The following is an 18,296-nucleotide window of genomic DNA, read 5'->3' as shown; positions in this document are numbered from 1 at the left end:
CTTTGATCTTGATCTTCTTCCTGTAATCTTACCAGAATTAACTCTCGGATAATTGGCACTGGCGCATTACCAAAACTTAGAAACTCCTCATGGAAGGCCTTGAGATCAAACTTTTTCCCAGGACAACGCACCACTAAAACTGATTACTCTATTTACAGCACATCCGTACCAAACAAAAGGGAGCCATAAATACCAAACAAAAGGGAGCCATAGATACCAAAAGGACAATCGCATTATACAGCGTTGACTTGGCCGGCATTCTTATACCAGCCAAGAAATTCAACAACAAATTCTGAGAAACTAAGAGCTGTGATAATTAAGCATTGAGTTGCTCCTACACTGGACAGAACACCTCACCAAAAGGTGTTCCGCCTTGTAGGCTTATACAGCAATAGAGGGACCATAGAAGCTCGTACCACTAAGTATAGGCAACATTCACATCGAAGCGATTGGTAATAAACTCGGAAAGTTGCTTAACTGAACAATTTGACTGCTTGATCGTAAACTCTTCTGCAATTTTTCGCGGATACTTAACCTTCATCCTTTGATCTTTTTCTGAGCTATATTGAAACGTTATTTTCTCTACCTTATCAAGGTCTACAGTCTTCTTTATAAAGACTCCGGTATAAACCGTTAGTGTATTCCCATTAATTTCTGCAAGTGGAAGTAATCGTATCAAAGAAAGGTATATATAAACGATAACACCTAAAGAACCTAAAATCACAAAAGTCCAAAAGGTAAGATCTGACTCACCGCTCTCGGCTGAAGAGCCAAACATGCGCGTAAAGATAAGAGCAACTAGTAATGCAATTCCTATAACACCAAGATTGACAGTTAAGATTTTTTTGGCAGACTCACGTGAACTGAGTCCATTTCTATAAATTTTTTCCATACATCCCTCTCAAATCATTCCGTTACTTACTAAAGGCATCCACCAATTATACATGCCCAAAACCGGCATCAGTAGTGGCAGTCACCCCCAAAAAATATCAACAGAACGAATGAAGCTGCCAACCAGCAAAGTAAGGGCTTAGGAGGGAACTTCTATTTCCCGGAGGGTCCTATTAACAGCATCAGTTTTATCCAATAAGGACAACATCTTATAATCAGATACATCCCCCTTCTCCAAGCCCTTCTCTCGAACTTCAAGTGGAGCTGACCGCTTCAAAGGCGCAGGGATATCCAGATATTCAATATCCCGTCTTTGCATAGATTCTAAACAATCAACATCAGGACTAACGCTCTGCTCAATATCAGCAAAGGGATCACTCAGTGGCATTGCCGCAGGAACTGCCGGGCTAGCAAAGCTGATCTTCCTTTGCAGCATTTCAGCCTCTGACTGGATGGATGCTATCCGCTGCTCCATAATTGACTCAAATTGAGAAAACCTTTCTTTTTGATGGGTAATCTCTAACTGTAGGACTTTAATTTCCTTTTTGTGGATCAGATTGGAAATCATCCAGGATAACGCAACCCCGCCACTTAGTAACGCAAAATAAATACCTACAATATATTCCCAGTTATTAACAACACTCTTGCCTATAAATGTTATTAACTCTTCATCTGTCACGTATAGCACTCCATTTCTACACAACTCTTTATCAAGCAAATACAGCTAAGGGCCTTTAGCTCCACTCCACCCTTGAGAGATTAAGTTTACAGCGGTAGTTGACTCAACCCTGCAGTTCGGCACCTAAATCCATTAGCCATTTACTCTTATCACCTTATCAATATGAGGCCTTGCCGATAAAATTTCTTTTACTAACTTGTATTGATTCCGCCACTGATCTGATTCTTTAAAAAATACCACTCCCGGCATATGAGCCTCACTCTCGCAAAAATCGGAAGCGTCAACTGAGTCTTCACATTGATGGAGCTTACGAAGGTAGGCAAGAAGTCTCTCAGTTGAAAGCTGCTCAAGTTCCTCTAAGCTAAGCAGCTTAACATATCTAGGCATCATTCATCGCCCCCACACCACTCTATTGATCATTCCTTAATCGCTCATACAAATGATAGAAACAGCAAAGAGGCTCGTCTGACCACGACTTATCTGCTGCTTTTACCTATAGCGATGAAACGCCCTTCATAGGCATAATCTATAACTTCTAATGCTCCAAACTCGCCTGAAAGACTCTCACCCTTCAAGTTCCACCTCCAGCCCTCTTTCTGCCAATCATAAATATCTTTATCTTCACAAAAAATCATCTGCTCATCGACTTGAAGATTCTTACAGAAACCTGATGCATCCCAAAAATGATACTTCCAAGGCATTAAGTAGCTATTCTCTCGCGTAAGTAAGAGAAACACACTTAACTCGCCCTTATCTTTTAAGATCAAATACGAATGACCAAAAGCACCCTCAAAGTTACCCTTAATAATAGCATAGGGTTTTTCTTGCAGATTATCAGTGTCGAATCTAATCAATTTCTCACCAGCATTGGCTGGCATACTCCAAGAGTCCACCAATAGTTTAGAACTGAAACCAACGCCAATAAAAAGTAAGGATAAGACTGAAGTTGCTAAAATTCTTTTCCTAAGCACTAAAATTACCTTTCTAAAGAACTAACTATTTTACTTCCATAAAAAATGAGGATCATCCACCATCATCTAAAGCTGCCGTTTGAAAAGGTAGTTTCCTCAATAGCCTACTTAGAACCTAACCCTAACAAAATAAGCAAGAGTGCAAGAAACATAAAAGCTAAAACTCTCCTGATGTCCGTCGAAATCAATCGTACGCTTGATAGACCAACTGATCAACTGAGAACTCGTGGAGCCGGCTTGCAAAGCAATCAAAATGCTTCGATCATGCTACTACGAACACAATAAATAGAGGGGGCTTGGTGATATACTCATAATTCTGCCCCCAAAATCATTGAAATTTTCATGTGCAGACATAGTTTTGTAGGAAAGGTATTCAGCCGCAGGCTTACTTTATGAGTAAGGCATATCAATCGGATGCTTTAACATCCAAAGACTAACTTGTGCGACCAGCCTAGCGCGATAACAGCCTGCCTCTCAGAAGCATAAAATATAGTCTAGGCCCTATATGTAACGAATGAAATTTATCTCCTCATGATCTTTAAGCACCAACTCTAAACTTCCCAATCAATTACTAATGGCATAATCAATAGCAAGTATTGCCATTTAGCATATAAAACCATTTAACTTTATGCAATTTATCTGCTAGCCAATCTTTCAGTACGTATTAGATAAGCCCGCCTATAGACCGCATAACCACCCCAAGCAGCACCTGTTGAAGTGATACAGAAAACCATATAAAAATCAGATAAGATTTGAAATCTTACAAGAAAGCCGACTGCAGCAAGCATACATAGAGCTACTAACGCAGCCCATTTCATTTTCCTAGTAATTACTGCATAACCTCTATAAACAGATGAATGATATAGCCCACAAATTACAGAAACGGCAATACAAAAAACCAACCCCTCAACATCGAAATTGGGGCTAGCCAAAATTATAAACGGAAAAAGGGATCCTAAAGCTGATGTAATTTTCTCTCCCTGAGAACCAGCCTCATCCCAAAAAATACTATAAATATGATTCGGATCTCCTTCTGACTCGGTTGACATCTTTACCCACAATGGAATCAAGAAAATGACTCCAAGCAGCCCCAAGATAAGAAGAACAAATAAAACCACCCCAAAAAAAATAGCAGTCATCACTTAATTCACTCACAACACCTCAACCACCCTTTACAGAGAAGTAGCACAATACGGCATAAACTATCAGACTACAAATGTAAAGTGTATTGATCTTCAAGAGGGTTCTATGTGAAGCCTCCACTCAGGTGAAAAATTGAGTAACTATAATCCTCTGAGTATTCACTAATATAGCTGTAACCTGGGCCACGCCCAGCTAGCTTGACCAGAAACCGCTGAAAGCTAGCAAGGATGCCAGCATTTCCGTACACCCTTAAAATAATCCGGCTATTCCAATCATCCATTGAAAAGTAATCGTTAGCTTTGTTCTGAAGAGCTGTAAAAAGCTCCTCTTTTGTCTCATCACAAATAATCTCGATTGATATTTCTGACTCAGATATCACTAGCACTGACTCATTTTCCCCAATGGCTTTTCCAACAGCATCAGCGAACAGCAAGTAATCTTCTGACTTCGCACTTAAGACAAGATCATCAATCAATCCATTTGACCGAAACATTTGCCTTACCTCTATCTTCACTATTTTTTACCTAACTCGCTAACATACCCAATACTTTCACTTCAATGTCAGTTTTTTCTGTTAAAGCTTAACGAATTACCACTTCAGCTGCCTAACTTTTATGCATCTTCAAAAACTCGTAGGACCTTCTCACCCAGCCAAACTACGGTACTTACCATTAAGCAGCTCATGCCGCCACCCAGCACTGAGGTAACTAATGCGCTAACACCCTGCACCTGCTCACCGTTTGCAGTGACAGTTCCAAAGCCAAAAAAACCAAGAACTCCGAGAACCAACCATAATAACCCGATACTACAACAGCATGCTAAAAAGCAACGTTTAAACGTAAATTGATTTCGGCTTTCATCAATCGCTCCTTGCCGGGGAATTGATCCTGACAGCCCTGCAATCCTATTATTCAGCTCTTGGACTTCCATCTTTTTCTTAGAAAGTTCAGCTTTCAGATTACCATGCCTTTCTGGATATTTTCCCTGGTCCATTCCATCAATGGCTTCTTGTAACTCTTGAATAGTGTAATTTTCAATTTTTCTCATACTAAATACGGTAGCAACAATAACACTCTATATAAGGGTGGCCGGGGTTTTGGATATTTTACAATCGACCCGGAAGATACCCTCTAAATCATAAACATTGCACATCGACTCTCCAAATAGCTCTTTACAGCATTTCCAGCCCCCTACTTAACAACACATACATTCCTTGAAAAAAACTGGAAGCATAAATCTAGCTTTAGGAAAAACAGGATGCTCACACGAACTACACATAAAACCGACCTCAGGCGCTTACAAAAAACCAACCGCCCCGACTATCTCAACGCAGCATCCCAAATTGATTTAAAGATCAGGCACTCAAGATGTAACTTTTCTTAGCGAATTCGCAACTAGTACATCGCTAAATCATACTGCAACAATAAATATCCGTACAAATCTACGAAATAGCTACTCTTAAATAAAACAATTAGAGCAACACCCAAAACTGGCAACAAAGGCACCAAAATGGCACTTAGTCGACTGAACGGTGCCACCTCTAAATATGCAAGACCACTGACTTTTGGGTTAACCCGAACGTCAACAATATCTCCTGGCCGGTATTTTTTGGTAAGGTAAGATTCATATTCCAAACTCGGAAACAGGTCATAACCTCGCAAAACTGGCATTTCGGATTTATACTCTCTTCCTCTAAATTTATAATTGAAGGCAATTATTGCTTCAGTTACCTTTTTTCCATTGGAATCCAATTGATTCAGCAATCGGGAGTGAGTGATCTCTCCAACTACCACAGGCCAATTGCCGAATGTTTTGCGCATCCTCAGATATACAACCGTCTGGAAAAACCCAAATAAAATCATAACCGCAGGAATAAGTAATTGTATAGCTTTAAAGATCATTAATTTATGCTCCTAATATCGTGAGCAGCGGCGGTCTATTCTGGAAACTTTATGCGTGCCAATTGCATTGAATCTACAATGCAAAACACATATTTGGCATCCTACAACAAGGCTCACAATCGATACATTATCAATCACGGCCCTCCCAAATTGGGATGCCGAATTACATTTGAGAAATTGTTGACTTTTACGAAAGATAATCAACCACCAGCGATCAAATTCACGCTGCACCATTAGCCTGAGCACTAAAATGCTCTTCCCTGTTATAATCCGGACTTATCTCTATCCTTCTTGCGGAGTTCTATTAACTCCTCCAATCTCATCAACTTCCTTTCATTCCTTTCCACGAAGTACTCTATTAACTTTAAATTATCTTTTTGCCACGCATCCATATGCAGCTGCGTTGCTTTCAGCGTCACTTCATTTATACGATCTAGCTTTTTAAAAACTGGCCTTTGATTAATCTCCCTTAACTCCAGTAACTCTTCAACAGTGAGCAGTGAAACAATATTATCAACCAGTAATCCCTCAAGCTCCTTGGAGTCGAACTTAAATACTTTTGAAGACACCACATCCATGTACAACTGTTCTTCCATTGCAACAATTTCCGGCGACACTTCACTAAGCTCATATAAGGGCTCAAAAAACTTTATAAAGTCCCTTCTTTGCCCATCGAAGAGCTCTTTGAGATCTGCAAATTCTCTTTGGGCGACATCATCGATAAATATTTCTCGAGCCAAATCTTCACTTGATTGAGAAAAACCTACCCCCGGTATACACAGGCAGAATAGAAATATATTCTTAATAACTTTATTCATTTGACATTTAACTTAAAACTTCGACCACGTACTTTTCAATAACCGCACCCACCGATAGAATTATATGGGCATCCAGATATCATCACGCCCTACATTTCATATCTGGTTAAGCCTCAGAAAATAGAGGCTTTAATAAATAGAAGATATTGACGATAGAGTCACAGGGCAGATAGATAACATCGGCTCGACACCTACCCACTTCCCCCACCTTAGAAAACCTGCAAACTTCATTGAAAATCAATGAGTTAGCCAGTTTCAATATAGTGCAAACCAATGAAGTTGGTTTTGGCTTTAGGTATCTTGAGCGGATTAGGCTAAAAACCTAGCTTGATGTCAACCTATAAAAATATGGAGATGTAGTCGATGCTGGCGTTTACAGCTGATGGCTGGTGAATTAATTGGAATATATTTTTATGAATTAGATATTTTATAAAAAAGCAATCTGGTTCCAGCAGCAGATTGATTAGGAGGGAATACTTCACCTGATTTCAACGAGCAGATTTCTGCTCGTTGAAACATACATAAATACTCAAGTCTAATGAGTCATTTTCCAGTTTCCAGATTCAAAAAGAACGCCCCAAAATCCGCTTGGCAGCATCCATCGCAAAATCCTTATAGTCCGCCTCTACTTGCGCCATCTCCAACTCATATTTGAACTGTTCTTTACGCGGCAGCTCTTTCCAGTCTTTGAGAATTGGGATATGACTGGTTTTCTCTGCGATGGTGTAAAAGGCCACAAACTCTTCACGCACTTTATCTTCCACCTGAAGTGCATCCAAAAGAACGCGAATACGAATCGAAGCTTCGGTAAGCCCTACTCCATCATCCAACAGGGTGCGGGCAATAATTTGGATGCTGTCATTTACTCTTTGTCGCTGATCCTCTGCGGCCTGTTCTAACTCAGCTAGCTGCGCGGCCTGCTTCTTCTGTGCAATCGATAATTTGCGCAGATAGTAGCCAGCTACAATCGCCAGGGAGAAGATAACTAAAGCCGCAACAATCAGCAGCCAAGTAGGAAACACAGTCATTAAATATACACCTTAAGTAACGCCAGCCCGATGCTGGCCGAAATAACAGAGAGCACTGTACTAAGACCAACAATATTGGCCGCCAATTGGCTATTACCACCCATGGTATGAGCCATCACAAAGGCCGATATAGCGCAAGGCGAGCCAGTGATCAGCATTAAATAGCCCAAATAGGTCGGACTCATACCCAGGGCCCAACCAATCAGCACTGAGAGTATTGGTACTCCTAATAACTTGAGCACTGAGGAGGTCAGCGCTGTTGGCGAGCTACGCAGTAGCTGGCCTAGCTTCATACTCGCACCAATGCAAATCAGCCCCATTGGTAAACTTGCAGAGCCCAGTATTTTAACGGTATCAAGCACCATTTGTGGTACTTTGATATCCAGCACCCGGCACAAAATTGCCAGGAATACCCCGATGATTAATGGGTTCTTTGCCAACTCCTTCAGCAACAAGCCCAGGCTGAATTTCTTCTCTTCGTTGTAAAAAACAAAAAGTATTACTGCGAACACATTGAACTGAATCGTCAACGCTGCAACCAGCACTGCCGAGTGAGAAACGCCCGACTCACCAAACGCCTTCTCAACCCAGGCGAGCCCCACAATGGCAACGTTTCCACGAAATGCCCCCTGGATAAACGCACTGCGATCCTTCACAGTAATGGGCCGAGCCATCAGCCAAGATATGGGGATTATCGCGAAGGTACCCAAAATTCCCGCTGTTAAAAGGGGAATCTCTTCTGAGGGTTTTGCATTCGATGAATAAATACTATCGAACAACAGTGCAGGCAGCATCACGTTGAAAACCAGCACCGTTGCGTCGTCGATAAAGGATTTATGCAACATGCCCTGCCTGGTAAGCAAGTATCCACCGATAATCATCAAAAAGATCGGGCCTGTAACTAGCAGAGCAAAGGAAATATTTTCCATAGGGAATTAGTCTTCCGCAGCAACTCCCTCTTCCTGAGGAAGCGCCATTTGTCCTGAATCCTCAGCCCTGTCACGGAGCTGGGCGGATATTTGTTTACGGGTTTTAGCACCAAGCTTACGCAGACTATCAATACGCTTCACCGCATTACCACGCCCTGTCGCCAGTCGCTTGTAGGTCTGCTGATAAGCGTCATCCGCTTGGCGCAGGCGGTCACCAAGAACATCCAGTGACTCCAGCACCATAGCAAACTGATCGTGCAGCTTGCCGGCTTCGTCAGCGATTTTTTCCGCGTTCTTGTTTTGTTTCTCGTAGCGCCAGATATTCTCGACGGTGCGCAGGGTCGCCATCAGGCTGGTGGGGCTCACCAGGACAATTTGCTTCTCATAAGCGAAACGGAACAGGTCCGGGTCCGCCTGCATAGCCAACATATACGCAGCTTCAATGGGCACGAAAATAAAGACGAAATCCAGGGTGCGCACACCCTCCAGCTGCTCGTAGGCTTTCTTGTTAAGGCCGGTGATATGGGCGCGCAGGGAATTCACATGCTGTTTCAGGGCTTGGGTGCGCTCCTCATCGGTTTCCGCCGAGCTGTAGCGCTCGTAATCCACCAGGGAGACCTTCGAATCGATAATCAGGTCTTTGTTTTCCGGCAGGCGCACAATCACATCCGGCTGGCGCCTGCGGCCATCACTCGTCAGCGTTACTTGCGTTTCGTATTCGCGACCCTTCTGCAAGCCGGATTCCTCCAGCAAGCGCTCCAGCACCACTTCACCCCAGTTACCCTGAATCTTGCGATCTCCCTTCAGGGCCGAAGTCAGGTTCAGGGCCTCATCGCTGATGCGCTGGGTTTGCTCGCGCAACGCTTTAATCTGCCCCAGCAGGCTGTTGCGCTCAGCATTTTCGCGATCGTAAACATGCTCTACTCGTTTGCGGAAATCCCCCAGCTGACGCTCCAACGGATCGAGACTTTTGCGCAGGCTGTCTTCACTGCGGCGCACGAAGCTCTGCTGCTTCTCTTCAAAAATCCGGTTGGCCAGATTCTCGAACTGCTCACCCATGGCAATACGCATTTGCTCCATCAGCTTGCGCTGCTCCGCCAGGGCCGCCTCCCCTTTTTCTACCAACACTTGGCTTCTCGTGAGCTGTTGGAGCTTGTCCGCCAGCTCGGTACGCAGGGATTCCACCTCAACCCCAAGTTGGGATTCCCGCTCGCGGCTGCTATCGATACGCGCCTGGGCCACCTGCAAAGCGGCTTGGCTCTGCAGTAAAGCGCGGCGGCTACTGGCTCGCGCCAACCAAAACACCAAGCCCAACAGAAACAAGATGGCAACAGCCGCCATCACCGCATGATCGGCATTCAATTGCAGCGGGAACGCTGGCATAGAGTGGTACTCCCAGACCTGGAAAGAGATGGATAAATCAGGATTTTGCCAGGGGCCTCGCCCGCTGGCCTGCCCGGGATACCACCCAGGCGAAGGCGCCATTCTACCAGCTTGCCCCTGGAAAGTACCCCGCGCCAGCCCAGCCGATAACCTCAGCATCAAGGGATAGGTTTGCGCCCGAGAAGACCCAGCGGGAATTTTTACGGGGTTTTAGGTATTCTTGGAGGATTGGTTTCGATGTTGGTACTCCAGAACGCATGCACAAACACAGCGCCCACCCAGATAGCCCAGCCCCCAGCGCCCTGATCTTTGATTCCGGCGTGGGCGCCGTCAGCATTGCGCGGGAAATCCGCCGCCTGATGCCGGGCCTGACCTTGCACCTGGGTGTGGACAACGGCTTTTACCCCTACGGCAACAAAAGCGAAGAGGAATTGCGCCCCCGGATCGTCCAGCAGGCCCAGGCCATGATGGAACACTGCGGTGCCGATATTTTAGTGGTGGGCTGCAATACCGCCAGCACCCTGGCCTTGCCCCAGCTGCGCGAATCACTGAAGAAACCCGTAGTGGGCGTTGTGCCCGCGGTGAAACCCGCCGCTGCCGCCAGCCGTTCCCGCACTATTGCCCTGATTGCCACCGAAGGCACCGTCAATCGCCGCTATACCCGCGAGCTGATCGAGCAATTTGCCAACGGCAACCGGGTAATTAATGTGCCCGCACCGGAGTTGGTGCATCTGGCGGAAAGCAAACTGCGCGGCGAAGCCATCACCGCAGAGGATTTGGAGCCGGTATTACACCGCGTATTCCACACCGCCGGTGGCGACCAAGTGGATATTGCCGTATTGGCCTGCACTCACTTTCCCCTGCTGCGGGAAGAACTGGACCAGTTCGCCCCTCGCTCAATCCAGTGGCTGGATTCCGGTGAAGCCATCGCCCGGCGAGTGCGCTGGTGGCTGGAAGAACTCGAGCTGATGCTGCCGGATGCGCCAAACACTGGCCGCCTGATCACCAGCACGGTTGACCTAACCGGCAATATAGAACAGGCCTTCAGCGAGTTCGCCCCTGTTGCCGAACCCCTCGAACCCAACACCTAAGATCGCCAAAATGATGAGAACCGCGCACTTGGGTTGACAGCTCCGTCACAAACCGCGACCGTTCCCCGAATAACAAGCCCTAACCGGTACCCGAATTCATGCTGAAGCCGGCATTTCCCGCTCTCGAAATATTTGCGCAGCTGCCCCCCGGCGGACTGCTGCTCACCCCCAACAACCGTCTGCGCAACCGCTGCCAACAGGTGTTTGCCGCGCAGCAGTCGCCCGGTGCCTGCTGGGTGCCGCCGCCGGTGGAGTCCCTGCGCAGCTGGCTGGACAAGCTCTGGTTCCAGCTGCAACAGCGCAACTGGCAGCCCGCCTTGCAGCAGGTATTGAATCGTGAGCAGCGGCAATTACTTTGGCAGCGTGCCCTGGATGAATCCCTGGAGCGGCAACTGCTCAACAGCCAGCAACTGTGCCGGGATGCCGATAGCGCCCTGGCGCAGCTGCTCCAATGGCAGCTGATTTCCGATCTCTCGCAAATAGATGAAACGCTAACTCCCCTACTGGAACAGTTCGCACTCTCTATGCGCAGCGACGAACTGCCGCTGTGCGCCATGATCAAAGCCTTTGCCACTGAGCTTCAGGCCCACAGCGCCATCACCCCAGACCAGCGCGATCAATTGATCCTGCGCGCATTCCAGGAAGGCACTCTGGAACCCGTTGCGCAAATAGATACCGCCGGCTTTGCCCAGATTTCGCCCCTCGCCAATGCCCTGATTCACGCAGGTGCCGCAGCCGTTAATGAAAGGCCGGGACTTACCCAGCAGAGCGAGCTGTCCGTAGCCGCCTGCGCCGATTTGGATGAAGAACTCTACCAAGCAGCTCTTTGGGCCGGACAAAAGCTCGCCGAAAACCCCGGCCACAGCGTTGGCATAGTGGTGAATAATTTGGGCCAGTGCCGCGCCCAGGTGGAAGCGGTATTTTCCCGCGTACTCGAACCCCAATACCTGGACCCGCAGCAACCGCGCTACACACTGCCGTTTAACTTCTCCGCCGGTACGCCCCTGGCACAGACACCGGTCGGCAGCGCCGCCCTACAATTGCTATCGCTACTGCAAGACGAATGGGATTACCCTCAATTGCAAAATATCCTGTTCAGCCCCTTCTGGGGTGACGACAGTGAAACCTGGCTGCGCAGCGCCCTGTTCCGCCGCTTACAAAAACTGGAACTGCGCCGCATCGACGGCGCAACCCTGCGCTACTGGGCCGAGCGCACCGCAGAAGTCCTCCACTTGGAATCGCCGCAACTGCCCCGCCAGCTGGAACAAATGGCCGAACGCGCCCGGCGCTGGCAGCGAGCGCCCGCTGAAATTTGGGCCGCGCGCTTTTCCGAAACACTTAGCGCATTAAATTGGCCCGGCAGCCGCAACCCGGACAGCCAGGAATACCAGCAGCTGATGCAGTGGGAGTCCATCCTGGAAGAGTTCGCCGCACTCAGCGCCTGCGGCGGCAACCTTACTCTCACCCAGGCCCTGCAATTGCTGCGTCAGATTGCCAGCCGCACCCCCTTCCAGGCGGAAACCCGCGATGGCCCTCTGCAAATACTCGGGGTACTGGAAGCCGGCGGCCTTGCCTTCGATCACCTGCGCCTGGTCGGCTTCGGCCAACAGCAGTGGCCGCCGACACCCGCGCCCAATCCGCTGTTGCCGATTCAATGGCAAAAACACTGGAAGATGCCCCGCGCCAGCGCCGAGCGGGAATTGGAACTGGCCCGAGAGCTCACTGCCGACCTGCAGAATGCCAGCGGCGATATCGTCGTGAGTTACACCTGTGAAGAAGACGGTGTGCAGCAGGGGCTGAGCAGCTTGTTTGAAAGCCCGCAACAAGCCCAGCACTTTGCCGAAGGCGCCCTGCACCATCACTACAGCCAACTGGCGCAAGCCTGTCAGCTGGAAAAAGTCGAAGACAGAAAGCTACCACCTCTCACCCCCGCCGAATGCGAACGGGTGCGCGGTGGTGCCTCGGTACTCAAGGCGCAAGCCCTGTCCCCGTTAAATGCACAATTGCGTTTCCGCCTCGGCGCCAGCAGTTTTACCCAACCGGATATCGGCCTCGGCCCCGCCGAGCGCGGCAATGTGGTGCACCAGGTGCTGGCGGAATTCTGGCAACAGTGCGGCACCCTCGCACAACTGCAAGCTATGGTCGACGAGCAACGCCAAGCGCAAATCGAGCGCGCGGTGGAGCGCTCCCTCGGCAGTGTGCGCAAAAAATACAATCACCTGCCGATCGGATTTTGGGCCATGGAAAAGCAGCGCCTGGAGCGCCTGCTGCAACAATGGCTGTCCGTGGAACTGGATAGGCCCAACTTCTCCGTAGAGAAAGTCGAATGGGAACAAGCCGTGGAAATCGGTGGGCTGCACTTTAACCTGCGCCTGGACCGACTGGACCAACTCTCCAGCGACGAACAACTGGTAATCGATTACAAAACCGGCGTCCCCAGTATTCGCGACTGGCTTACCCAGCGCATCCGCGAACCCCAGCTGCCACTCTACGCCCTCTTCCAACCGGACGCCCACGCCATCGCCTTCGGCCAGGTGCGCAACGGCGACTGCAAATGGAATGGCTGCGGAGACCTGGAGCACCCCATTACCGGCATTAAAGCCGTGGGCGATACCGAAAAGGAATCCCCCTACGGCACCTGGAGCAATCTGGTGGAGCACTGGCGCTACAGCCTGGAATCCCTCGCCACCGAATATCGCAGTGGTGTAGCCACCCTCGCCTTTGATCGCCCCACCGACAACAACAGTGAACTCTGGCCCCTAAACCGCTGGCCGGAAAGGGAGCAAATAACCGAATGAACGAAGTCGTGACCACTCCCGCCCTGCGCCGCCCCATCGATGCCGACGCCCGCAGCCAAGCCCTGGATATCAGCCGCAGCTTTGCCGTATCTGCCCCGGCGGGCTCAGGTAAAACCGGCCTGCTCACCCAGCGCGTATTAAAGTTGCTCGCCGCCTGCCAGCAACCGGAAGAAGTGTTGGCCATTACCTTCACCCGCAAAGCCGCCGGTGAAATGCGCGAGCGCCTGATCGACGCCCTGCACAGCGCCCGCGACCAAGCCCGGCCAGGCAACCCCCACGATGCCATCACCTGGGATTTAGCCCGCGCCCTGCTGGAGCGGGATCGTGAACTGGAATGGGAGCTGCTGCAAACACCCCAGCGCCTACGCATTCAAACCATCGACGGCCTCTGCCGCAGCCTCGCCAGCCAACTGCCGATCGAAAGTGGCCTGGGCGCACCGGGCGAACCCCTGGAGCGCACTCAAATCGCCTTCGAACTGGCCGTGGTGAACCTGCTCAAGCACCTCGATGGCGAAACCCCAGACGCAGACCTACAACAGCTACTGCTCCACCTGGACAACGACCTGGGCCAGCTCAATAAGCTACTGCGTATTTTGCTGGACAAGCGCGAGCAATGGCTCGGCCCACTTTTGAGCGTTAACTTCGACGGTGCCCAGGATTATTTCCATTTTGTTATCGACGAACTGGTGGCAGAAAAGCTGCAAGACCTCACCACAGCCCTCGGCAGTTACGCCGGGGAACTGCTGGAGCTGGCCAGTTATGCCGGCGGCAATTTACAAAAGGAAAACCCCAGCCACGGCCTGTGCCTCTTCGCCGAATTGGACGATTTCCCCAGCGCAAACAGCAGCGGCCTGCCCGCCTGGCTCGCACTCGGTAGCCTACTCCTCACCACCACCGGTGATCTGCGTAAAGGCGGCGGCATCAATAAAAAACTCGGCTTTGGCTTGCCGGATAAAAAAGATCCCGAGCGCCCCATCGCCGAAGAATACAAACAGCGCATGAAAGACCTGCTGGCGGAACTGGCCGGCAACGAACCACTGCTCTCCGCCCTGCGGGAAGTGGGCAAGCTCCCCAGCGGACTGCAACAGAGCCAGTGGCAACTGCTGCAAGGGCTCGCCCAGGTACTGCCCAAATTGGTCGCAGAATTAAAACTAGTATTCCAGCAGCTGGGCGCCACCGACTATACGGAAGTGGCCCAAGCTGCACTGATCGCCCTGGGCGATAGCGATAACCCCACAGACCTGGCGCTGAAACTGGACCTGCAAACCCAGCATATTCTTGTGGACGAGTTCCAGGACACCTCCCATACCCAGCTACAACTGCTGGAAAAACTCACTGCCGGCTGGCAGCAGGGAGACGGCCGCACCCTATTTATTGTCGGCGACGGCATGCAATCCTGTTACGGCTTCCGCAATGCCAACGTGGGTATTTTCCTGGATGCGCGCGAACGCGGTATCGGTGAAGTGCCCCTGGAAGCCCTCGACCTCCAGGTAAATTTCCGCTCCGAAAGTGCGGTGGTGAATTGGGTTAACGAGACTTTCCAAAGGGCATTTCCGCAAGCGGATAATATCGGGCGCGGCGCCGTGCGCTATCTACAATCCGAAGCGTTTAAAGGCTGCAAATGGGCCGAGCCCTCGGTCAATTTTTACGGCTGCATCGATGACGAAGACCGCAACCGCGAAGCCACCCAAGCGGTTGATCTGGTGCAGCAATTACAAGCGCAAGACCCTGAAAGCCGTATCGCCGTTCTGGTGCGCAAGAAAAAACACCTGCAAAAGATTCTGCCGGCCCTAAGCGCAGCCAATATCGCCTTCCAGGCACCAGAGCTGGCGCCACTCGCCAGTAAAATGGTGGTGTTGGATTTACTCAGCCTCACCCGCGCCCTGCTCGACCCCAGCGACCGAATCAGCTGGCTGGCCGTACTCCGCGCCCCCTGGTGTGGACTGCAACTGCCAGACCTTTACACCCTGGCCAACTGGGGCAATGGGGATATCACCGTAACCGATACCAGCGCGCGTCCATTGTTAATGGCCATGCAGGAAGTGGAAGATATCGCCCTGCTCAGCGATGAAGGGCGCTCGCGCCTGGCCCAAGTGGCTCCCAAACTGCAGCACGCCTGGCAACAGCGCGGCCGCAAACCCCTGCGCACCTGGATTGAAGGCCTCTGGCTGGAACTGGGCGGCCCCGCCACCGTTGCGCAAAAATCTGATCTGAATAATGTGCAGGATTTTCTGCAATTATTAGAAGCCTTCGATACCGGCGGAGCCATTACCGACTGGCAACAGTTCACCCTGGCCCTGGAACAGCTCTACGCCCGCCCCGCCCAGGACGCCAAAGTCCAGGTGATGACCATTCACAAATCCAAAGGGCTGGAGTTCGAACACGTACTGATCCCAGGCCTGGACCAAGGCGGCAAACCCGGCAGCGACCAGCTGTTACGCTGGAGCGAATGGCTTAGCCGCGAAGGCGAAAGCCGCTTCCTGCTCGCCCCTAAAAATGCGCGCGGCGGCCGCGACCCGGTTTTTGAATACCTGAAGCACGACAACAGCGAGCGCGAACGCCTGGAAGGCACCCGCCTGTTGTATGTAGGCTGCACCCGCGCCATCCGCTCGCTGCATCTTTTGGCCTGCATCAACCGGGATGAAAAAAAGGGCCACCTAAAAGCCCCCGGCAGCGCCGCCCTACTCGCCGGCATCTGGCCCAGTGTTTTGCACCATCAGGAAAGCGACTGGTGTCACTGGTTGGAAGCAGAAGAACCCCTGCTAAACCAAGACGAGGCCAGCAGAGATCACGACTACCTACTGCGCCTACCCAACCAATGGCAACCCCAAGCCATGCCCAAGCAAGAGTGGCTGGCCCAATACCGCATGCCAGACTACCAACCCAAAACCGAGGAAGAAGACAATATTCCCGAACTGGGCCAGGTAGCCCTGCGCTGGCTCAAACACGCCGGCACCGTAGCCCACGAAACCCTCGCCACCATTGCCGAGACCAATATCAACGACTGGACACCCAGCAAACTGGAAGCCCAACGCCCCCTATGGCAACTGCGCCTGAAACAATTAGGGCTATCCGCCACCAGCCTGGACCGCGCCGCCGAGAAAGTGGAAATCGCCGTACGCAACAGCCTCAACTGCCCCACCGGTCGCTGGTTATTGGATGGATCATTAAGAGAATCCGCCTGCGAACTGGAACTCCACAGCGGTGGCCGACAATTAAGACGTTCTATTGTCGACCGCACTTTTATCGATAACGAAGGCACTCGCTGGATTGTCGACTACAAAACCGCAGAGCCCAGTGGTGAGGAAAGCCAGGAAGAGTTTATTGCGGCTCAGCTGGAGCAGTATCGGAATCAGTTGGAGAATTATCGGAAGCTCTTTTATGCGCGGGGGGAGCGGAATATTCGGTGTGCTTTGTATTTTCCGTTGATGCAGAGGTTGGTGGAGTTGGGTTAGGGGAAGATGGGTATAGCTCCGAAATTCATATCAATTATTTAAGAGAGCAGTACTAGGTATGTAAAGGACAAGAGAAGTCCAATCTCCATATTTTAAAGTAGCTCAATGTGATGCGATTAAGTAAACAAAATATAGTTACATCACATCGAGCCACCTCTAGGGGCTAAGTAATACGGAAGAGGACCGGTAATTCAGTCAAAAAGTGAAAGGAATCTCTCCCAAAAGAGGTTTTGGGGTTTACTGGGTAAGCCCACAACAAATACAACTTGACCCAATATAGCTGGCAGTACAAAGCATCTTAGACAGAGAGACTAATTCCTACTTCGACCAGAGCCTACGGTCAACCACCTTATTGATTTTAGTAAAATAAAAACACGGATCATTTAACAATTCATAATTACTGAACTTGTTTTTTGGCGCATCATCAAATCGCAATACGGGCATTTTTTCACTGAAGTTCCGAAGACCAGATTTCGACAATGCTTTAATTTCTTCTGCAATCGAATCAGTTAATACAATCTCAACACTATTCAATATAAAGTTTGAAATTTCTTTGAATAATCCGAAAGCACCAGAGTCATAATCATCAGTTGTGGCTCTAAATGAGAAAACCAATTCATGCTCAGATGAAATTGCAGCACGAACATAATATTTGATTAGATCACCTTCCTGGCAGCTTAAATCTTGCACAGCGTAGGCAACCCATTGAACACCATTCGTATTAGGTAGCTTGAAGGTTTGCCAGAACAGCGGGAAAAGATAGAGCCATTCCTGGAAAACAGACCCAGTACCTGGGGAGTAATAGGCTTTAATATCACTATCAACCCAATGCTCATAGTCACTGGCTTTAAGTAGATTTAAGTCATTGCCTATCTTCCTAAGTGAGGCAGTAAATTCCATCCCTCCAACATCAGGATTAATGAACGGCGGGCCATGATATTTATACCGCTCCTCTGCAAGCAGTATGCCCCATGCATTGTTACGAATTTCATTAAAACTATCTAAGGAGTAGATATTCTCATTGAAAGCCAATGGCAAATCAGCACTTGGCTCTTCACCACTAATTTTTGAGGCGTTGCTTAAGGGCTTTAAAAAAGTAAGCTTGGTACCAGAAAGATTACATCTTACCGGTACTGACTTTCTTAAATTAGGCCCTTTAGGGCTTTGTGTAGTGCCAAATAACATCAATTTTTCACAAGCTGCTTTCAA

Annotated in this window: 16 protein-coding genes; 3 read left to right on the top strand and 13 right to left on the bottom strand. The window is 49.6% G+C overall.

What is annotated here, in order from left to right:
- Positions 1–418: 418 nt before the first annotated feature.
- The 12 genes from ACG1BZ_RS10615 to rmuC all read right to left on the bottom strand — a co-directional run bounded on the left by ACG1BZ_RS10615 (position 419) and on the right by rmuC (position 9,845).
- Positions 419–892: a hypothetical protein gene (locus tag ACG1BZ_RS10615; protein WP_413665609.1), complete on the bottom strand. Its 474-nt coding sequence runs from the start codon at positions 890–892 to the stop codon at positions 419–421.
- A gap of 138 nt (positions 893–1,030) precedes the next feature.
- Entirely contained in the window at positions 1,031–1,570 is a 540-nt protein-coding gene (locus ACG1BZ_RS10610) for a hypothetical protein (protein WP_413665608.1), read from the bottom strand.
- A 132-nt stretch (positions 1,571–1,702) separates the two neighbouring features.
- On the bottom strand, positions 1,703–1,960 hold the full coding sequence (locus tag ACG1BZ_RS10605; protein WP_413665607.1) for a hypothetical protein: 258 nt from the start codon (positions 1,958–1,960) through the stop codon (positions 1,703–1,705).
- Between the two features lie 86 nt (positions 1,961–2,046).
- A complete protein-coding gene (locus ACG1BZ_RS10600) occupies positions 2,047–2,541 on the bottom strand; it encodes a hypothetical protein (RefSeq protein ID WP_413665606.1) in 495 nt (164 codons plus the stop codon).
- 635 nt (positions 2,542–3,176) lie between these two features.
- Entirely contained in the window at positions 3,177–3,683 is a 507-nt protein-coding gene (locus ACG1BZ_RS10595; protein ID WP_413665605.1) for a hypothetical protein, read from the bottom strand.
- A 104-nt stretch (positions 3,684–3,787) separates the two neighbouring features.
- Complete coding sequence (locus ACG1BZ_RS10590) at positions 3,788–4,198, bottom strand: hypothetical protein (protein ID WP_413665604.1); 411 nt, start codon at positions 4,196–4,198, stop codon at positions 3,788–3,790.
- Between the two features lie 98 nt (positions 4,199–4,296).
- Positions 4,297–4,731 carry a hypothetical protein gene (locus ACG1BZ_RS10585; protein ID WP_413665603.1) on the bottom strand — a complete coding sequence of 145 codons (435 nt, stop codon included), beginning with the start codon at positions 4,729–4,731 and terminating at the stop codon, positions 4,297–4,299.
- A 347-nt stretch (positions 4,732–5,078) separates the two neighbouring features.
- On the bottom strand, positions 5,079–5,585 hold the full coding sequence (locus ACG1BZ_RS10580) for a DUF3592 domain-containing protein (protein WP_413665602.1): 507 nt from the start codon (positions 5,583–5,585) through the stop codon (positions 5,079–5,081).
- Between the two features lie 263 nt (positions 5,586–5,848).
- Positions 5,849–6,403 carry a hypothetical protein gene (locus ACG1BZ_RS10575; RefSeq protein WP_413665601.1) on the bottom strand — a complete coding sequence of 185 codons (555 nt, stop codon included), beginning with the start codon at positions 6,401–6,403 and terminating at the stop codon, positions 5,849–5,851.
- Between the two features lie 563 nt (positions 6,404–6,966).
- On the bottom strand, positions 6,967–7,431 hold the full coding sequence (locus ACG1BZ_RS10570; protein ID WP_413665600.1) for a DUF2489 domain-containing protein: 465 nt from the start codon (positions 7,429–7,431) through the stop codon (positions 6,967–6,969).
- Complete coding sequence (locus ACG1BZ_RS10565; RefSeq protein ID WP_413665599.1) at positions 7,431–8,360, bottom strand: AEC family transporter; 930 nt, start codon at positions 8,358–8,360, stop codon at positions 7,431–7,433. The genes ACG1BZ_RS10570 and ACG1BZ_RS10565 overlap by 1 nt, the downstream gene beginning before the upstream one ends.
- Before the next feature lie 6 nt (positions 8,361–8,366).
- Positions 8,367–9,845, bottom strand: coding sequence for a DNA recombination protein RmuC (gene rmuC / locus ACG1BZ_RS10560; protein WP_413665598.1), 1,479 nt, complete (start codon positions 9,843–9,845; stop codon positions 8,367–8,369).
- A gap of 155 nt (positions 9,846–10,000) precedes the next feature.
- On the opposite strand from rmuC, the gene murI reads away from it, so the two are divergent.
- From murI to ACG1BZ_RS10545, 3 genes are all read left to right on the top strand, one after another.
- Positions 10,001–10,834 (top strand): glutamate racemase, encoded by an 834-nt coding sequence (murI, locus tag ACG1BZ_RS10555; RefSeq protein ID WP_413665597.1) that lies wholly within the window; start codon positions 10,001–10,003, stop codon positions 10,832–10,834.
- A gap of 98 nt (positions 10,835–10,932) precedes the next feature.
- Entirely contained in the window at positions 10,933–13,632 is a 2,700-nt protein-coding gene (locus ACG1BZ_RS10550; RefSeq protein ID WP_413665596.1) for a PD-(D/E)XK nuclease family protein, read from the top strand.
- On the top strand, positions 13,629–17,087 hold the full coding sequence (locus ACG1BZ_RS10545) for a UvrD-helicase domain-containing protein (protein ID WP_413665595.1): 3,459 nt from the start codon (positions 13,629–13,631) through the stop codon (positions 17,085–17,087). Before ACG1BZ_RS10550 ends, ACG1BZ_RS10545 begins: the two co-directional genes overlap by 4 nt.
- Before the next feature lie 318 nt (positions 17,088–17,405).
- On the opposite strand, the gene ACG1BZ_RS10540 is transcribed toward ACG1BZ_RS10545, so the two are convergent.
- Positions 17,406–18,296 (bottom strand): hypothetical protein, encoded by an 891-nt coding sequence (locus ACG1BZ_RS10540; RefSeq protein WP_413665594.1) that lies wholly within the window; start codon positions 18,294–18,296, stop codon positions 17,406–17,408.

This window comes from Microbulbifer sp. CNSA002 (genome assembly GCF_047324085.1).
GTDB lineage: Bacteria > Pseudomonadota > Gammaproteobacteria > Pseudomonadales > Cellvibrionaceae > Microbulbifer.
This window is presented reverse-complemented; position numbering and strand designations above follow the sequence as displayed.